Consider the following 17,717-nt stretch of genomic DNA (forward strand, 5'->3'; position numbering starts at 1 on the left):
TCTTACGCGGAGAGTTCGGTGCGACCCTTGCGACGACGAGCACCGAGGATGGCGCGTCCGGCGCGGGTGCGCATACGAAGACGGAAACCGTGCACCTTCGCGCGACGACGGTTGTTCGGCTGGAACGTTCTCTTGCTCATTGTTCAATCTCCACGTATTGGATCTCCGCAGGCCAAAACGAGCGGCCGGGAAAGAGTGAGGTAGCCCACGGGCTGGGGTCAACTGATTAAAACTACGGCTTCGCTCGCCCGTGGTCAAACTGACGACGCCCAAACGTTCGATTCTGCCCATTGAATTCCCATTTCCGGTACAGACACGCTGGCAATCTTCAAGCTAATTTGGCCTGACCGCCGGTCATTGACTACCGTGAGGACAAGTTATCCACAGGTTGTGGGTAAACCCTGAGAATCCAGTTGTTATTTGCCCACAGGCGGTGGATAACGTTGTGGATGAATCGCCCGATGGGCATTCTGTGTCCACCCGCGAAGGCTCTCTCAGGGCGGCAAACGTACAGATGAAGATTGTGGGAAACCATGCCAGACGGGGAACAGCCCATCAGCGAGACATGGCGGTCAGTTCTGACCATTCTGGAGTCGGACGACACGGTCACTCCGATGCTGTACGGCTTCCTGAACCTGGTCGAGCCCAAAGGCATCGCGGCCGGCACCTTCTACCTGGAAGTCCCGAACGAGTTCACCGCGAGCATGCTCAACGTGCGCATGCGGGTTCCCCTGCTCACGGCCATGGGCCAGCTCAGCGAATCGGTCGCGGTCACCACGTTCTACGTCGTGGTCAATCCCGAGCTCGAGCAGGAGTCCCTGCGCCCGGTTCAGGAACCCATCGAACGCCAGCCTGACATCGAGACGCCGGCCACGCCGCAGTCGGTTTTCGAAAGCACTCCCCCTGAGCGCCCCCACGACACCCGGCTGAACTCCAAGTACAGCTTCGACAACTTCGTCATCGGACAGTCCAACCGGTTCGCACATGCCGCGGCCGTCGCCGTTGCCGAGGCTCCGGCCAAGGCGTACAACCCGCTCTTCATCTACGGTTCCTCCGGCCTGGGCAAGACCCACCTGCTGCACGCCATCGGCCACTACGCGATGAGCCTGTATCCGGGCATCCGTGTGCGCTACGTCAGTAGCGAGGAATTCACCAACGACTTCATCAACTCGATTGCCAACAACCGCGGTTCCGCCTTCCAGAACCGGTACCGCAACATCGACATCCTGATGATCGACGACATCCAGTTCCTGCAGGGCAAGGCGGAGACCCAGGAAGCGTTCTTCCACACCTTCAACACCCTGCACGATCACAACAAACAGGTCGTCATCACCAGCGACCTGCCGCCGAAGGCCCTCACCGGGTTTGAAGACCGCATGCGGTCGCGCTTCGAGTGGGGCCTGATCACGGATGTCCAGGCTCCTGACCTGGAGACCCGCATCGCGATCCTCCGCAAGAAGGCGCAGAGCGAGAAGCTGCAGGTTCCGCACGACATTCTCGAGTTCATGGCGTCGAAGGTGTCGTCGAACATCCGCGAACTCGAGGGCACGCTGATCCGGGTCACCGCGTTCGCGAGCCTGAACCGCACCCCGGTGGACATGAACCTCGTGCAGACGGTGTTGAAGGACGTGATCACCCTCGATGAGGACAACGTGATCGCTCCGGTGGACATCATCACGAACACCGCGGACTACTTCAAGCTCACCGTCGACGACCTGTACGGTTCGTCACGTTCGCAGGCTGTGGCCACCGCACGACAGATCGCAATGTACCTGTGCCGGGAACTGACAAATCTCTCGCTCCCCAAGATCGGCCAGCTGTTCGGCAACCGCGACCACACGACGGTGATGTACGCGAACAAGAAGATCAGCGAGCTCATGAAGGAACGCCGATCCATCTACAACCAGGTGACGGAACTGACAAACCGCATCAAGCAGGATCACCGCTACAAGTAAGAGAAAATTTTTTTGTGTTTCGTACCTGTGGATAACCCTGTGGAAACTGCCCGGACAACTTGGCACAATCTGTAGAAACGCACGGCTCGCTTGTGAAAACTCGGAATTACAGAAACAAGTTCGTGTCATTCATTGGGCTTACCGCTCACAGGGCGTCCACAAGTTACAAGTTTGTAGTTCCCAGTCGCTGAGCGCTATCCACCGAGTTATCCACAGTTTCCACAGCGGTTAAGAAGATTAACGATTAACTTCATTAGCTCCAGGTCCAACAACCTTTACTCGCCGAGGCTCACAAGAAATGGGCAGCGGATAAACCCGACTAGCATTGAGGCCGTATCCAGGTCTCCACCGACAGGAGTGACTTCGTGAGATTTCAGGCCAATCGGGATGTCTTCAGCGAAGCCGTATCTTTCGCTGTCAAGCTCCTTCCCCAACGCACCACCCTGCCCATTTTGAGCGGCGTCTTAATCGAAGCGACAGAGACCGGCCTGATCCTGTCCTCGTTCGACTACGAAGTGTCGGCCCAGACCGAGATCGCCGCCGATGTCGAAGAGACCGGCAAGGTGCTCGTCTCCGGACGCCTTCTGGCCGAGATCGCCAGCCGGATGCCGAACGCTCCGGTGCGGTTTTCCACCAACGAGTCCCGCATCACCGTGAGCTGCGGTACCGCGAACTTCACCCTGCTGTCTATGCCGGTAGAGGAATATCCAAGTATTCCCCAGGTCAGCGCCCAATCTGGCCTGGTACCCGCCGAGGAATTCGCCGCGGCAGTCTCGCAGGTCGCTGTCGCCGCATCCCGCGATGACGTCACACCGGTGATCACCGGCGTGCAGCTGCAGATCACCGAGAACAGCATCAGCCTCGTCGCAACCGACCGGTACCGTGTCGCCGTTCGCGAGATCGACTGGGACCCGGGAGCCAACCAGGCCCAGGAACCGATCACGGCCCTGGTGCCGGCGCGGACCCTGCAGGAGGTCGGTAAGACCTTCGGCCACAGCGGCACGATCTCGGTGGCCATCACCAACACCGACGACCGCGAACTGATCGCCTTCACCGCGGACAAAAAAACCGTCACGTCGCTGCTGATCAAGGGCAACTACCCGCCGGTGCGTCGCCTGTTCCCGGACAACGTCGACAACTACGCCGTGATGAACACCGCCGAACTGATCGAGGCCACCCGCCGCGTGCAGCTGGTGCTGGAGCGGGAGGCGGCCCTGCGGTTCAGCTTCACTTCCGACGGTCTCACCCTCGAGGCCATCGGCTCGGAGCAGGCCCAGGCCTCTGAGACCATCGACGCGATCCTCGCCGGCGGCGACACCGTCGTCTCTCTCAAGCCGCAGTTCCTGCTGGACGGCCTCGGCGCCGTGCACTCCGAGTTCGTGCGCATCTCTTTCACCAAGACCGAGAACCCCAACAAGCCGGGACCCGTGCTCATCACGAGCCAGACGTCGCGCGAGCAGCCGGGCGCCGACAGCTACCGGTACCTGCTGCAGCCGAACCTGCTCCTGCGCTAACCCGCCGGCCTCACCAGCACGACACGAACCACGAAGGACTGCCATGCACATCGGAATCGTCGGCCTGGGCAAAATGGGCGCCAACATGCGCGACCGCCTGCGCGCCGCCGGTCTGACCGTCACCGGCTACGACCGCAATCCCGAGGTTTCCGACGTCGCCGGCACCGCCGAGCTGGTCGAGGCGATCCCGTCTCCCCGGCTGGTCTGGGTCATGGTTCCGGCCGGAGCCATCACCACCGCGGTGATCGCGGACCTGGCCACGAAGCTCTCCCCCGGCGACCTGGTCATCGACGGCGGCAACTCCAGGTTCACCGACGACTTCACCCATGAAGCGCTGCTCGCCGAAAACGGGATCCACTACGTCGACGCCGGTGTTTCCGGTGGGGTCTGGGGTCTCACCAACGGATTCGGCCTCATGGTCGGCGGTTCCGCCGCCGATGTGGAAACGGCCATGCCGGTCTTCGACGCGCTGCGTCCGGAGGGCCCGCGCGAAGAAGGCTTCGTGCACGCCGGCAAGGTCGGCGCCGGTCACTACGCCAAAATGGTGCACAACGGCATCGAATACGCGCTGATGCAGGCCTATGCCGAGGGCTACGAACTGCTGGAGAAGCGCGACGACCTCATCCAGGATGTGCCCGGCATTTTCACGGCCTGGCAGCGCGGCACCGTCGTGCGGTCCTGGCTGCTCGAACTCCTGGTGCGTGCCCTCAAGGACGACCCGCAGCTGGGCGACATCGAAGGCTACGTCGAAGACTCCGGCGAGGGACGCTGGACCATCGAAGAAGCCATCAACAATGCCGTTCCGGTGCCCGCGATCAGCGCGTCGATCTTCGCCCGGTTCGCCTCCCGCCAGGATGATTCCCCGGCCATGAAGGCGGTGGCCGCGCTGCGCAACCAGTTCGGTGGGCATGCCATAAAGAAGGCAGACTGATCCCGAGTGCGGGTCACACACCTCTCCCTCACTGACTTCCGCAACTATGCGCAAGCCGAAGTCCCGTTCGGCCCCGGACCCAACCTGATCGTCGGCCGAAACGGCCAGGGCAAGACAAATCTGGTCGAGGCGCTCGGATTCCTCAGCACCCTGAGCTCGCACCGGGTGTCCCAGACCGGGGCGATGGTGCGCTCCGGCGCAGAATCCGCGATCATCCGCGCACGCCTTGAGTACAACGGCCGGGACATCCTCGCTGAGGTGCAGATCAACCGGTCCGGACTCAACCGGGCCCAGATCAACCGGTCGGTCATCAAGACCCGGGAACTTCCCCGCTATTTCTCCAGCGTGCTGTTCGCACCGGAAGACCTTGCCCTGGTGCGCGGCGACCCGTCCGGTCGTCGACGATTCCTCGACCAGTTGCTGGTGTTGCGGAGCCCCAGACTCTCCGGGGTGCTTGCCGACTATGACCGGGTGCTGAAACAACGCAATACCCTGCTCAAGTCCGCCAGGGCCTCCGGTTTGAAGACCACCCAGCTGGGCACCCTCGATATCTGGGACGAACGGCTGGTGGCACTGGGCTCCGAGATCATCGATGCCCGCGCGGATCTGGTGGCTGAGTTGATGCCGCCGCTGCAAAAGGCGTACAAATCGGTTGCCGGCGCGGATCACGGGCCGAACCTGGTCGCGTCGCTGAGCATTCTCGGTGCCGATGAGGAAGCCGGCGAGACCGCCTCCCCGGCCGCAGCTTCGCCGAGTGCGAGCTCAGGTTCCGCGACGGCCGACACCTTCCGCACCGCGCTGGCCGGTCTGCGGCGCAAGGAACTGGACCGCGGAATGACCCTGGCCGGACCGCACCGTGACGATCTGGTCTTCGAACTCAACAATCTGCCGGCCAAGGGCTATGCCAGCCACGGCGAATCCTGGTCCTTCGCGCTTGCGCTCAAACTCGCGTCGGCGGAGCTGCTCCGGCGAGATTCGTCCAGTGGTGACCCGGTGCTGATCCTCGACGATGTGTTCGCCGAGCTCGACCAATCTCGCCGCCGGCGCCTCGCCGAAGCCGTCACCGGCTACGAACAGGTTCTGATCACGGCCGCCGTCTTCGAAGACGTCCCTGCGGTGCTCGCTGCCCACGCCATCCACATCCACGCCGGCGCCGTGGTCGCTGCGCCCGAGGCCGAGAGCGGGACGGTCCGTGGCTGAACACAGTGAAGCCGCCAAGGTCTACCTCCGGTTCAAGGATGTCTTCGGCGACCCGAACGCGAAGCGAACCCGCGCCAGGCGCAAGGCCAGCCCTCAAATCGGGTCGAGCGTGCCGTTCGGCGCCGGCCGGGACCCGCGGGGACTGGGCGAAACCATCAATTCGCTCACCGCGCAGCTGGGCTGGAATTCACCGATGGCCCAGTCGGACCTGCTCGGGTCCTGGATCGAACTCGCCGGTGAGGAAACCGCGAAACACTCCACCCCGGCCGGTATCGACGAGGGCATCCTGACCGTGCACTGCGAGTCGACGGCGTGGGCGACTCAGCTGCGCATGATGCGGGTGGAAATCATGACTCAGATCATGCAGAAGTTCCCGGATGCCGGCATCGCCGCAATTCGTTTTCAAGGACCCAACGCCCCCTCCTGGAAAAAGGGTCCCAGATCAATCCCAGGGCGTGGTCCACGCGATACCTATGGCTAGGTAGCCAAAACAGGTCACCCTTACGAATAAAACGCGTCAAACGGCGGTTTTGGCCGTTGGGGCTTGGGGTGTTTGGTAGGCTGAGGGGTCGCCTGTGCGACGGTCAGGAGCCCAATTTCACATGACAATTGAACCGAAAACTGAGCCGGAGCAGCACGCTTACGGCGCAGAAGACATCCAGGTTCTCGAAGGCCTCGAAGCTGTTCGCAAACGACCCGGAATGTACATCGGTTCAACCGGTCCACGCGGTCTGCACCACCTGGTCTACGAGATCGTCGACAACTCCGTCGACGAGGCCCTGGCCGGCTATTGCGACACCATTGACATCCGTATTCTTCCCGATGGCGCCGTGCGCGTGCAGGACAACGGTCGAGGTATCCCTGTCGATATCCACAAGGCGGAAGGCAAGTCCACCGTCGAGGTCGTCCTGACCGTGCTGCATGCCGGTGGAAAGTTCGGGGGCGGCGGTTACGCGGTCTCCGGAGGACTCCACGGCGTCGGCAGCTCGGTGGTCAACGCGCTCTCCAGCCGCCTCGAGGTCGAGGTGCGCCGGCAGGGCCATGTGTGGCGCCAGAGCTTCCACGACGGTGTGCCCAACGAGTCACTGCACCAGGACGAGGTCTCCGACGAGACCGGGACCACGATCACCTTCTGGCCGAGTTCGGAGACCTTCGAGACGACGGTCTTCGACTACGAAACCCTGCGCGCGCGCTTCCAGCAGATGGCGTTCCTCAACAAGGGTCTGCGCCTCACGCTCACCGACGAGCGTGCCGACAGCTTGGACGCCGAGGACAAGCCGCTCAGCAACAGCTTCATGTACGAGCAGGGCCTGATGGACTACGTGGCCTACCTCAACCGGGCCAAGAAGGCCGAACTGGTCAACGAGGAGATCATCTCCTTCGAGTTCGAGGACACCGAGAAGAAGATCGCCCTCGAAGTGGCTATGCAGTGGACCACCGCGTACACCGAGAGCGTGCACACCTACGCGAACACCATCAACACCCACGAGGGCGGTACCCACGAAGAAGGCTTCCGCGCGGCGCTGACCACCCTGGTGAACAAGTACGCGCGTGAAAAAGGCATCCTGAAGGAGAAGGACGACAACCTCTCCGGCGACGACGTGCGCGAAGGCCTCACCGCCGTCGTCTCGATCAAGCTCGCCGAACCGCAGTTCGAGGGCCAGACCAAGACCAAGCTGGGTAACACCGAGGCCAAGGCATTCGTGCAGCGGGTCGTCGGCGACCAGCTTTCCGACTGGTTCAACCGCAACCCGGTTCAGGCCCGCGAGATCATCCGCAAGTCGCTGCAGGCCGCGACCGCCCGGATGGCCGCCCGCAAGGCCCGCGAGACCGCCCGACGGAAGGGCCTGCTCGAGGGTGGCGGCATGCCGGGCAAGCTCAAGGACTGCCAGAGCAAGGACCCCGCCGCCTCAGAGATCTTCATCGTGGAGGGCGACTCGGCCGGCGGCTCCGCCGTGCAGGGCCGCAACCCGGAGACCCAGGCGATCCTGCCCCTGCGCGGCAAGATCCTCAACGTGGAGAAGGCGCGCCTGGACCGTGCCCTCGGCAACGCCGAAGTGCAGGCGATGATCACGGCGTTCGGCGCCGGCATCGGTGAAGACTTCAACCAGGACAAGGTGCGCTACCACAAGATCGTGCTGATGGCCGATGCCGATGTCGACGGCCAGCACATCACCACCCTGCTGCTCACCCTGCTCTTCAGGTACATGCGTCCGCTGATCGACCTCGGCTACGTGTACCTCGCGCAGCCGCCGCTGTACCGACTCAAGTGGTCCAACTCCGCCCACGAGTACGTGTACTCGGATGCGGAGCGGGACGCCCTGCTCGCCGACGGCGCGGCCGCCGGCAAGCGGATCCCCAAGGACAACGGCATCCAGCGCTACAAGGGCCTGGGTGAGATGGACTACAAGGAGCTGTGGGAAACCACGATGGCTCCCGAGTCCCGCACCCTGCTCCAGGTGACCCTGGACGACGCGGCAGCCGCCGACGAGATTTTCTCCACCCTGATGGGCGAAGACGTCGAATCCCGACGCAACTTCATCCAGAAGAACGCGAAGGACGTGCGTTTCCTTGACATCTGACGACACCACAGGCACCACGCCGGAAGCCCCCGACGCGGCCAGCGTCGCGGCAGCTGCCGCGCACCTCACCCAGCACGGCAAGATCGACCAGGTCGACCTGCAGCTGGAAATGCAGCGCTCCTACCTCGACTACGCCATGAGCGTCATCGTCGGGCGCGCGTTGCCGGACGTGCGTGACGGCATGAAGCCCGTGCACCGCCGCGTGATCTACGCCATGTACGACGGCGGCTACCGCCCCGACAAGGCGTTCTCCAAGTGCGCCCGCGTCGTCGGCGACGTGATGGGCCAGTTCCACCCGCACGGTGACTCCTCGATCTACGACGCACTCGTGCGCCTGGTGCAGCCGTGGAGCCTGCGGTACCCGCTGGCACTCGGCCAGGGCAACTTCGGCTCCCCCGGCAACGACGGCGCCGCCGCCCCGCGATACACCGAAACCAAGATGGCTCCGCTGGCCCTCGAAATGGTCCGCGACATCGACGAAGACACCGTCGACTTCCAGGACAACTATGACGGCCGGACCCTCGAGCCCACGGTGCTGCCCGCCCGCTTCCCCAACCTGCTGGTGAACGGCTCCGTCGGCATCGCCGTCGGTATGGCCACCAACATCCCGCCGCACAACCTGCGCGAGGTCGCCGCCGGCGCCCTGTGGTACCTCGAGAATCCCGACGCCAGCCGCGACGAGCTGCTCGAAGCGCTGATCCAGCGCATCAAGGGCCCTGACTTCCCCACCGGTGCGCAGATCCTGGGCATCAAGGGCATCCAGGACGCCTACCGCACCGGACGTGGCTCGATCACGATGCGCGCCGTGGTGAGCATCGAGGAACTGCAGGGTCGCACCTGCCTGGTGATCACCGAACTGCCGTACCAGGTGAACCCGGACAACCTGGCGATCAAGATTGCCGACCTGGTCAAGGACGCCAAAATCACCGGCATCGCCGACATCCGCGACGAGACCAGCGGCCGTACCGGTCAGCGCCTCGTTATCGTGCTCAAGCGCGACGCTGTGGCCAAGGTCGTGCTGAACAACCTCTACAAGCACACCCCGCTGCAGGAGAACTTCGGCGCGAACATGCTCGCGATCGTCGACGGCATCCCGCGCACCCTGGCCTTGGACGGCTTCATCACCGCCTGGGTGTCGCACCAGATCGACGTCATCGTTCGCCGTACCCAGTTCCGGTTGAACAAGGCTGAGGCGGATGCGCACATCCTGCGCGGCTACCTCAAGGCGCTCGACGCGCTCGACGAGGTCATCGCCCTGATCCGCCGCTCCCCCACCGTGGACGACGCCCGTGAGGGTCTGATGGACCTGTTGACGGTCGACAGGCTCCAGGCCGACGCCATCCTGACGATGCAGCTGCGCCGCCTTGCCGCTCTCGAGCGACAGAAGATCATCGACCAAGCCGCCGAACTCGAACTGCAGATCGTCGAATTCAAGTCGATCCTGGCCAGCCCCGAGCGTCAGCGCACCATCGTGAGCACCGAGCTCGGTGAGATCACCGATAAGTTCGGTGACGACCGCCGCACCGAGATCATGTTCGGCTTCGACGGCGACATGTCGGTCGAGGACCTCATCCCCGAAGAGGAGATGGTGGTCACCGTCACCCGCGGCGGCTACATCAAGCGCACCCGCAGCGACAACTACCGCAACCAGCACCGCGGCGGCAAGGGCGTCAAGGGCGCCCAGCTGCGCGCCGACGACGTGGTCGAGCACTTCTTCGTCACCACGACCCACCACTGGCTGTTGTTCTTCACGAACACCGGCCGGGTCTACCGGGCCAAGGCCTATGAAGCTCAGGAATCCGGTCGGGACGCCAAGGGCCAGCACGTGGCCAACCTGCTCGCGCTGCAGCCGGGCGAGGAGATCGCCCAGATCCTGGACATCCGGGACTACGGCGTGGCCCAGTACCTCACCCTGGCCACCCGTGACGGCCTGATCAAGAAGACCGCGCTCAGCGAGTACGACACCAACCGCACCGGCGGCATCATCGCGATCAAGCTGCGCGAGGGCGACGAACTCGTCTCCGCGCTGCTCGTCGACGAGGATTCCGATCTGCTGCTGGTGTCGAAAAAGGGCATGTCCATCCGGTTCACCGCCTCCGACGAGGCGCTGCGCCCGATGGGCCGCAGCACCTCGGGCGTGATCGGTATGCACTTCCGTGGCCAGGACACCCTGTTGGACGCGTCCGTGGTTTCCGACGACGGGTTTGTGTTCGTCGTCACGGAGGGCGGCTACGCCAAGCGCACCGCCGCCGACCAGTACCGCCTGCAGAACCGCGGCGGACTGGGCATCAAGGTGGCCAAGTTGAACGATGACCGCGGCGATCTGGTCGGTTCTCTCATCGTCGACGAGGAGGACGAAGTCCTTGTGGTCCTTGCCAGTGGCAAGGTGGTACGCTCTGACGTCGCCGAAGTGCCGGCCAAGGGCCGGGATACCATGGGCGTCGTTTTTGCAAAGTTCGCGACCGAAGATCGAATCATCGCCATCGCGAAGAACACCGAACGCAATCTGGTCGCCCTCGAAATCGAGGGGGCCACCGAGATTGATTCGGGGAAAGTAGAATCAGCAGATGAGTAGTGTTGCCGAGAAACTGGCCAAAAAGTCGAGTCGGGGTGCAATGTCGTCCAAGCAGGTACGTCTGAAGCTCGTTTACATCGACTTCTGGTCGGCCGTCAAGCTGTCCTTCCTGATCGCCGTGTGCCTGGCCGTGGTGACCATCGTCGCCACGTTCCTCACCTTCACGGTCCTCAATGGAACAGGCATCTTCACCCAGATCGACGCCCTGTACACGGATATCGCCGGGAGCGCGTCTGAGCTCACGACAATCCTGTCGATCGGCAACGTGATGGGCTTCGCCGTGGTCGTCGCCGTCATCAACACCGTCGTCGTCACCGCGCTGGGCGCAATCTTCGCCGTACTGTACAACCTGAGCGTCAAGGTCACCGGAGGCCTGCTCGTCGGATTCACCAACAACTGACGGATGTGTGCCCAATCGATGGTCGCTTGCGGCCTCGATTGGGACTTTTCGCCAGTTTCCGTTAGTCTGAAACCTGCCCAATGGGGGGATATAGCTCAGTTGGTTAGAGCGCTTCGCTGATAACGAAGAGGTCCCAGGTTCAAATCCCGGTATCCCCACGCAGTACCTCAACACCGTGTCCGTAAACACCGTGTACTTCATAGCCTTACATCTCCGCCAGATCCTCACCCGTGAAGATCCGGTTCGGGGCCATAGCTCAATTGGTAGAGCGCCTGCTTTGCAAGCAGGAGGTCCGGGGTTCGATTCCCCGTGGCTCCACAGAAGAAAACCCCCCAGTCGGCACTGCCGGCCGGGGGGTTTTTTGATTGTCCCCTCTTCGGGCCCCCAGTGGGCCTCTGTACACCGCAGGATGCGCCCGGGCCAGCCGCGTCCATGCCGGCATGCGCGTCCGCTCACACCAGCACTCAGCGCCGTTGAAGGTATGGCCGGGCGAAGCAGCACAAAAAGGGGCCCCCGTCGTATGACGGGGGCCCTCTTCTGTAAAGTGCCGGAGCTAGATGTCCGAGGACTTCTCGATCGGCGAGTCAAGCAGCGACTCGTCTTCGGAGACCCACAACTCATCGTCGGCACGGAAGGTCTGCCAAAGGGCGTAGGCGACCCCGGCGGCGGCAGCGATGCCGACTCCGATGGCGATGTACGTGCCCGCGCCCAGACCCTGCTTCTCAATCACGACGGGCTTCTGGAAGCGAACCCGGTTGAGAGCGGCGATGCGCGCGTCCTTGGCGATATCCCCCACCGACATGACAGTGCCCAGTGCGGTTCCGATCCCCGGCAGAACCTTGTCAGTGACCTGGTGGCGTACGCCACCGGCAAAATCTTGGGTAGCGTGCACGCCGGGGAGCAGGTAGTGCTCGTATCCCTGGCGAACGCGGGGTACAACTTCTTCACGAGTGAGCACACCAGCCTGACGGCCGGCTTCACGTGCAATCTCGTTGGCGCGGTCGAGAACTTCCTGCTGATTACTCCACAGTTCGTCCGCGCTCTTGCGCAGACGAGTGAGTTCCTTTCGGCGCTTGCGTGACAGGCTCATCTGGACCCTCCATCGTTTCTTGTGGTGAACACTGCCCATCTTGCCACTGAATACCCTGTGAGCGCTCTGAATGCCTGACCGGCATACGGATTCGGATAAAGCTGCTGTGCAAGAATTGTGCCTATGTCTAAGCACACTGCCGTCGCCACGCTCAATACCACCCTCGGACCCATCAAGGTCAACCTCTTCGGGAACCACGCTCCGAAGACCGTCAAGAACTTCGTCGGCCTCGCCACCGGCGAAATCGAGTGGAAGCACCCGGCCACGGGAAAGACCTCCAACGACCCGCTGTACAACGGGACCGTCTTCCACCGCATCATCAAGGACTTCATGATCCAGGCCGGCGACCCGCTGGGCCAGGGCACCGGCGGACCCGGCTTCCAGTTCGACGACGAGATCAACCCCGAACTCGACTTCACCCAGCCGTACGTCCTCGCCATGGCCAACGCCGGCATCCAGGGCGGCCGCGGCACCAACGGTTCGCAGTTCTTCATCACCGTCGTGCCCACCACCTGGCTGCAGGGTAAGCACAGCATCTTCGGCGCCGTCGAGGACGAGGCGTCCCGCGCGATCGTCGAGCAGCTTGCTGCCGTGCCGACCGATGGCCGCGACCGTCCGCTCACCGACGTCGTCATCGAGAGCATCACCGTCGAGCAGGTCTAGGACCACCAGCTCATGAGCCTGCCCGGAACCGCCGCCAACTTCTGTTACCGGCATCCGGGCAGGCAGAGTTTTATCCTCTGTCAGCGCTGCGGACGCACCATCTGCCCCGAGTGCCAGACCCAGGCCGCCGTCGGTGTCATCTGCCCCGAGTGCATGCGCGAGCAGCGCCAGAGCGCGCCCCGCACCAAGTCGGCCGCCCGCACCCGGCTCGGCCGCATGACCGCTGCCGGTGAGCCGGTGGTCACCTATTCGATCATCGCCCTGACTGTCGTGGTTTTCCTGCTGCAGCTCGTTCCCGGGCTCGATGTCACCAACCGGCTGCTCTACGCCGGCCTGTACTCCTACCCGGTCGCCTTCGAACCGTGGCGGATGTTGACCAGCATTGTTGTGCACTCCACGGGGTTCTTCTTCCACGTGCTCCTGAACATGTACACTCTGTGGATCTTCGGCCAGATCCTCGAGCGGATGCTCGGACGCGGCCGATTCCTCACGCTCTACCTGCTCAGCGGCCTGGCCGGTTCGCTGGGCGTGCTGTTCCTGGCCGACCCGCGCGTGGCCGTGGTGGGCGCCTCCGGGGCGATCTTCGGCCTGATGGGCGCGTTCCTGGTCATCCAGCGAAAGCTCGGCGGTAACGCCACCCAACTGTTGATCCTGGTGGGGATCAACCTGGTGATCGGCTTCCTGCCCGGGCTCAACGTCGCCTGGCAGGCCCACGTGGGTGGTCTCATCGGCGGTGCCGTCATCGGCCTGATCTACGTGCAGACCCGCCAGCGCAGTAAGCGGACCCTGCAGTTCGCCCTGATCGGCGGTTTCGCTGCCCTGCTGGTGGCGTTGAGCCTGACCAAGCTGTTCGTCTAGGCGGCCCGGCGACTGAGTTTCCCCAGGGTTATCCACACCCCGGGAGAAAGTTATCCACAGGAGTTTCCACATTGGGGATAATTACACTGCTGTAATTGACTACCCGAACGGGTGGTTAATTCACGCGGAACGGGTGGTGAACAACCGGGCTCAGCGCCAGCGGGTGGTCATCAGGAAGCCGATGAAGGCGATCCCGAAACCGACGAGGATGTTCCACGATCCGAACGCTGCGACGGGTAGGGCGCCCTGGCTCACGTAGAAGACGATGATCCAGGCCAGCCCGATGAGCATGAAACCGAACATCACGGGCTTGAACCAGACGGCGTTCGGGGCTTCCTCGCCCGCGCGGGCCTCGGGGCGGGCGGGCTTGGTTCGGGGATTTGTGCGTGCCATGCCTGCGATTCTAGCGTCACTGCCTGCGCGGGCCTGCCGGAACTGTCGGCAGATCACCATGTGCGCCCCGATTAGAATCGACTGCATGACCGAGTCGGCCAAGACCGAAGTTCCGGCCCTGCGCGGGCGGAGAGCCCTTCGCGGGCCGAAGGCGCGGGTGCGCCCCCGGGTGAGCGTGTTCGGCGTCCTCGGTGAACTGCTGATCACGGGCGGCGTGCTCGTGCTGCTCTTCCTGGGTTGGCAGCTCTGGTGGAACGACGCCGTGATGGCTGCCTCCCAGTCGCGTGCGGCGGAGTCGATCAGCCAGGGCTGGGTCGAAGACGTCAAGCCAGACCCGGCACCGGCTCCGGCTGCCGAGACGGGGTTCGGCGATCCCGTGGTTGCGACGGCCCCCGGTGATCAGACGGCCTTCGCCGTGCTGTACGTGCCGCGCTTCGGCGACACCTACAAGCGCACCATCGCCGAGGGCATCGGCACCAATGTACTGAACAGCCCCGACCTCGGCATCGGCCACTACCCGGGCACCCAGATGCCCGGGGAGGTGGGTAACTTCGCGATCGCCTCCCACCGCAGTGCCAATGGCGGCGGGATGCACCTGATCAACGAGCTGCAGCTGGGCGATGCGATCTACGTGCAGACCGCCGACGGCTACTACACCTACAGGTTCCGCGACATGGAGTACGTGCCGCCGAGCGCCGTCGAGGCCATCGCACCGGTCCCGCACGACCCTGACGGCACACCGGTGGACCGGCTGATCGCCCTCACCACCTGCAACCCGCTGTTGTCCACCGCTGAACGGATCATCGCTTACGGTGTGTTCGAGTCCTGGCAGCCGACCTCGGCCGGGCCGCCGACCGAGCTGGCGGCTTTGCTCCCCGCCGCTTAGCGGCCCCTCCCTCCACCCGCGACACAGAAGACCGAAGGAACATCCGATGTACGCAGCAATCTGGCGCCTGATGCCCGGACCGGTCTGGGTGCGCATCCTGCTCGTTCTGGTGCTCCTGGCCGCGGTGCTCTATTCCCTCGCCACCTGGGTATTTCCCTGGGTCGACACGATGGTCAACAACCAGGAAGTGACGGTGGGCGTCCCATGACCCGCATCCTTGTAATCGACAATTACGACAGCTTCGTCTACACCCTCAACGGATACCTGCGGGAGCTGGGCGCCGAGACCGAGGTCGTGCGCAACGACGCCTTCCCGGCAACGGATGTGGCCGCCCGCCTCGCCGAGTTCGACGGGGTGCTCGTCTCCCCCGGCCCCGGCAAGCCGTCCGACGCCGGGGTATCGATCGCGGCGGTGGAAGCGGCCCTCGCGACCAATCAGCCGTTGTTCGGGGTGTGCCTGGGCCACCAGGCCATCGCCGAGGCCTTCGGTGCGACAGTCACCAACGCCGAAGAGCTCATGCACGGCAAGACCTCGCAGATCACTCACGACGGCAGCGAGTTCTACGACGGGGTGCCCCAGCCCTTCACGGCCACCCGGTACCACTCCCTGGCCGTGGTGGACGGAACCGTCCCCAGCGATCTGGTGGTGACCTCCCGCACCCAGGGCGGAGTGATCATGGGACTGCGGCACGTCTCGGCGCCGATCCTCGGGGTGCAGTTCCATCCGGAGTCGGTGCTGACGGAGGGGGGCTACCTGATGGTGGCCAACTGGCTGGCGCTGGCCGGCCTGCCGGATGCGCGCGAGACGGCCAAGCACCTCACCCCGATGCTCAAGCTCAACTGACGGCTCCGCGGCCCCAGGTGGTCCGGACAGGATCGAGGGCGTGCCCAGTGCAGGTTGAGCCTGTTGAGCCTGTTGAGCCTGTCGAGCCTGTCGAGCCTGTCGAGACCCGGTGAGACGGCCTGCGCGGCGTTGGCGGCTGGTTAGCCGGCGCAGTAGGTCAGGACGACCTCGGACTTCTGCGGCACATCGCCGGGTGGCAGCGACTGCTTGGTGACCGGTGAGCCGTCGGCGCTGTCACAGGTGTAGTCGGGCTCGAGCTCCAACTCCAGTTGCGTGTTGTCGGATTGCAGGAGCGCGGTGGCCGCGGTGAGGGCCTGGCCGACGACGTTGGGCATGGTCACCAGGCCGCTGGACACCGTGAAGTCCACCGTGGAGCCGACCGGCGTCTTCTCTTCCGGAGCCGGGATGGTCTTCAGCACGATGCCCTCCGGAACGTCCGGAGAGTTCTCGGTGGTCACCGAGCCAGACACGAAGCCGCGTTCGGTGAGGAACGGTTCGGCCGCGGCGAACGGCTGCGTGGTGGTATCCGGCATATCGACAAGCTCAGCGCCAGACGACACGTAGACCTTGACGACGGTGGCCGGCGGTGCGATGGTGCCGGACGGCGGATCGGTGCGGATGACCTCGTCCTTGGCCACGGTGGGACTGCTCTCTTCGGCCTTCGTGGCGGCGAGATCCAATTCCAGCAACGCATCCTGAGCGTCGTCGTAGCTGAAGCCGGTGAGGACCGGAACCCGGCGGGACGTGTCGGGCAGGTTGTTGCTGGGGGTGAGGCTCAGCGCCCAGAACATCACGGCGATGACGATGACGATGACACTGACGATGCCGGCCCAGATCCAGATCACCGGGGGGCGACGCTGGGTACGGTCCATGGTCTGGTCTTCGGCAAGCTGTTTGAGGGCGAGCTCCGAACTCGATTCCACCTCTGGAGGCGCGCCGAACAGACCGCCGGCGACATCGTCCGCCGGGCGTTTCACGGGAATGTGGCCGGCGCCGGCCGTTTCGACGTCGTTGCGGAACTCGACGGCGCTCTGGTAGCGGCCGAAGCGGTCCTTGGCCAGGGCGTGTACCACTACCGTATCCAGCGCGGGGGACACCTTGGGGTTGATGGAACTGGGCTTGACCGGGGCTTCGCTGACATGCTGGTACGCCACGGCGACGGGGGTGTCGCCCCGGAACGGTGGGCGGCCCGTAAGCATTTCGAAGAGCACCACACCGCTGGAGTACAGGTCGGTGCGGGCATCCACCGACTCGCCCTTGGCCTGCTCGGGGGAGAAGTACGAGGCGGTGCCGAGGATGGCGGTGGTCTGGGCGACCGTCGTGGCGGAGTCGGAGATGGCCCGGGCGATACCGAAGTCCATCACCTTGACCTGGCCGGCCTTGGTGATCATGATGTTGCCGGGCTTGATGTCCCGGTGCACCACACCGGCACGGTGCGAGTACTCCAGGGCGGTCAGGACCCCGTCGATGATGCGCACGGCCTCGACGGAGTCGATCGGACCCTCACGGATGATGTCCTTGAGTAGACGCCCGTCGACGAACTCCATGATGATGAACGGGATCTGCGATTCGTTGCCGTTGTCCTCGGTGATGGTTTCTTCGCCGGCGTCGAAGACCCGAACGATCGTCGGGTGCGCCATTCGCGCGGCGGCCTGGGCTTCCTGGCGGAACCGGGTGCGGAAGGCGGGGTCCGCGGCGAGGGAGGACTTGAGGAGCTTGATGGCCACCGTGCGGCCGAGCCTGGAGTCGGTGCCGATGTGCACGTCGGACATGCCTCCGCGGCCGATCGACGCCCCCACGCGGTATCGACCAGCAAGCAGACGGCCC

Annotated in this window: 17 protein-coding genes and 2 tRNA genes; 15 read left to right on the forward strand and 4 right to left on the reverse strand. The window is 64.0% G+C overall.

Annotated features, from left to right (window positions below; genetic code table 11):
• Positions 1-2 precede the first annotated feature (2 nt).
• Positions 3-140, reverse strand: coding sequence for a 50S ribosomal protein L34 (gene rpmH, locus C3B61_RS07430; protein WP_010204566.1), 138 nt, complete (start codon positions 138-140; stop codon positions 3-5).
• 393 nt (positions 141-533) lie between these two features.
• Between rpmH and dnaA the strand changes: the two genes are divergently transcribed.
• The 10 genes from dnaA (at position 534) to C3B61_RS07480 (ending at position 11,475) form a co-directional block, all read left to right on the forward strand.
• Entirely contained in the window at positions 534-1,955 is a 1,422-nt protein-coding gene (dnaA, locus tag C3B61_RS07435; RefSeq protein ID WP_088454781.1) for a chromosomal replication initiator protein DnaA, read from the forward strand.
• 365 nt (positions 1,956-2,320) lie between these two features.
• The gene (dnaN, locus tag C3B61_RS07440) at positions 2,321-3,469 is read left to right on the forward strand and encodes a DNA polymerase III subunit beta (protein ID WP_088454782.1); all 1,149 of its coding nucleotides are present in this window, start codon (positions 2,321-2,323) and stop codon (positions 3,467-3,469) included.
• A 43-nt stretch (positions 3,470-3,512) separates the two neighbouring features.
• The gene (gene gnd, locus C3B61_RS07445; protein ID WP_088454783.1) at positions 3,513-4,400 is read left to right on the forward strand and encodes a phosphogluconate dehydrogenase (NAD(+)-dependent, decarboxylating); all 888 of its coding nucleotides are present in this window, start codon (positions 3,513-3,515) and stop codon (positions 4,398-4,400) included.
• Positions 4,401-4,406: 6 nt separating this feature from the next.
• On the forward strand, positions 4,407-5,600 hold the full coding sequence (gene recF / locus C3B61_RS07450; protein WP_103460064.1) for a DNA replication/repair protein RecF: 1,194 nt from the start codon (positions 4,407-4,409) through the stop codon (positions 5,598-5,600).
• Positions 5,593-6,081, forward strand: coding sequence for a DciA family protein (locus C3B61_RS07455; protein WP_088454785.1), 489 nt, complete (start codon positions 5,593-5,595; stop codon positions 6,079-6,081). The genes recF and C3B61_RS07455 overlap by 8 nt, the downstream gene beginning before the upstream one ends.
• 121 nt (positions 6,082-6,202) lie before the next feature.
• Positions 6,203-8,182, forward strand: coding sequence for a DNA topoisomerase (ATP-hydrolyzing) subunit B (gyrB, locus tag C3B61_RS07460; RefSeq protein ID WP_103460065.1), 1,980 nt, complete (start codon positions 6,203-6,205; stop codon positions 8,180-8,182).
• Positions 8,183-8,264: 82 nt separating this feature from the next.
• Entirely contained in the window at positions 8,265-10,757 is a 2,493-nt protein-coding gene (gyrA, locus tag C3B61_RS07465; RefSeq protein ID WP_244285878.1) for a DNA gyrase subunit A, read from the forward strand.
• The gene (locus tag C3B61_RS07470) at positions 10,750-11,157 is read left to right on the forward strand and encodes a DUF3566 domain-containing protein (protein WP_088454787.1); all 408 of its coding nucleotides are present in this window, start codon (positions 10,750-10,752) and stop codon (positions 11,155-11,157) included. Before gyrA ends, C3B61_RS07470 begins: the two co-directional genes overlap by 8 nt.
• Positions 11,158-11,241: 84 nt before the next feature.
• Positions 11,242-11,315, forward strand: a tRNA-Ile gene (locus tag C3B61_RS07475).
• An 87-nt stretch (positions 11,316-11,402) separates the two neighbouring features.
• A tRNA-Ala gene (locus tag C3B61_RS07480) sits at positions 11,403-11,475 on the forward strand.
• A gap of 235 nt (positions 11,476-11,710) precedes the next feature.
• On the opposite strand, the gene C3B61_RS07485 is transcribed toward C3B61_RS07480, so the two are convergent.
• A complete protein-coding gene (locus tag C3B61_RS07485; protein WP_103460066.1) occupies positions 11,711-12,247 on the reverse strand; it encodes a hypothetical protein in 537 nt (178 codons plus the stop codon).
• A 123-nt stretch (positions 12,248-12,370) separates the two neighbouring features.
• Between C3B61_RS07485 and C3B61_RS07490 the strand changes: the two genes are divergently transcribed.
• Both C3B61_RS07490 and C3B61_RS07495 read left to right on the forward strand, forming a co-directional pair.
• Positions 12,371-12,910, forward strand: a complete 540-nt coding sequence (locus C3B61_RS07490; protein ID WP_088454789.1) for a peptidylprolyl isomerase — start codon at positions 12,371-12,373, stop codon at positions 12,908-12,910.
• A gap of 12 nt (positions 12,911-12,922) precedes the next feature.
• On the forward strand, positions 12,923-13,768 hold the full coding sequence (locus tag C3B61_RS07495; RefSeq protein ID WP_103460067.1) for a rhomboid family intramembrane serine protease: 846 nt from the start codon (positions 12,923-12,925) through the stop codon (positions 13,766-13,768).
• A gap of 150 nt (positions 13,769-13,918) precedes the next feature.
• Here the strand turns inward: C3B61_RS07495 and C3B61_RS07500 are convergent, their stop codons facing one another.
• Complete coding sequence (locus tag C3B61_RS07500) at positions 13,919-14,161, reverse strand: cell division protein CrgA (protein WP_088454791.1); 243 nt, start codon at positions 14,159-14,161, stop codon at positions 13,919-13,921.
• Positions 14,162-14,246: 85 nt separating this feature from the next.
• Between C3B61_RS07500 and C3B61_RS07505 the strand changes: the two genes are divergently transcribed.
• Genes C3B61_RS07505 through C3B61_RS07510 form a run of 3 tightly spaced genes read left to right on the forward strand, consistent with a single transcriptional unit; the run spans position 14,247 to position 15,890 of the window.
• Entirely contained in the window at positions 14,247-15,047 is an 801-nt protein-coding gene (locus C3B61_RS07505) for a class E sortase (RefSeq protein ID WP_241990399.1), read from the forward strand.
• A 46-nt stretch (positions 15,048-15,093) separates the two neighbouring features.
• On the forward strand, positions 15,094-15,255 hold the full coding sequence (locus tag C3B61_RS19645; RefSeq protein ID WP_165787924.1) for a hypothetical protein: 162 nt from the start codon (positions 15,094-15,096) through the stop codon (positions 15,253-15,255).
• The gene (locus C3B61_RS07510) at positions 15,252-15,890 is read left to right on the forward strand and encodes an anthranilate synthase component II (RefSeq protein ID WP_103460068.1); all 639 of its coding nucleotides are present in this window, start codon (positions 15,252-15,254) and stop codon (positions 15,888-15,890) included. Before C3B61_RS19645 ends, C3B61_RS07510 begins: the two co-directional genes overlap by 4 nt.
• 140 nt (positions 15,891-16,030) lie before the next feature.
• Here the strand turns inward: C3B61_RS07510 and pknB are convergent, their stop codons facing one another.
• The gene (gene pknB, locus C3B61_RS07515; protein ID WP_241990398.1) at positions 16,031-17,662 is read right to left on the reverse strand and encodes a Stk1 family PASTA domain-containing Ser/Thr kinase; all 1,632 of its coding nucleotides are present in this window, start codon (positions 17,660-17,662) and stop codon (positions 16,031-16,033) included.
• Between the last annotated feature and the right edge of the window lie 55 nt (positions 17,663-17,717).

This window comes from Cryobacterium zongtaii (genome assembly GCF_002909375.1).
Taxonomy (GTDB): domain Bacteria; phylum Actinomycetota; class Actinomycetes; order Actinomycetales; family Microbacteriaceae; genus Cryobacterium; species Cryobacterium zongtaii.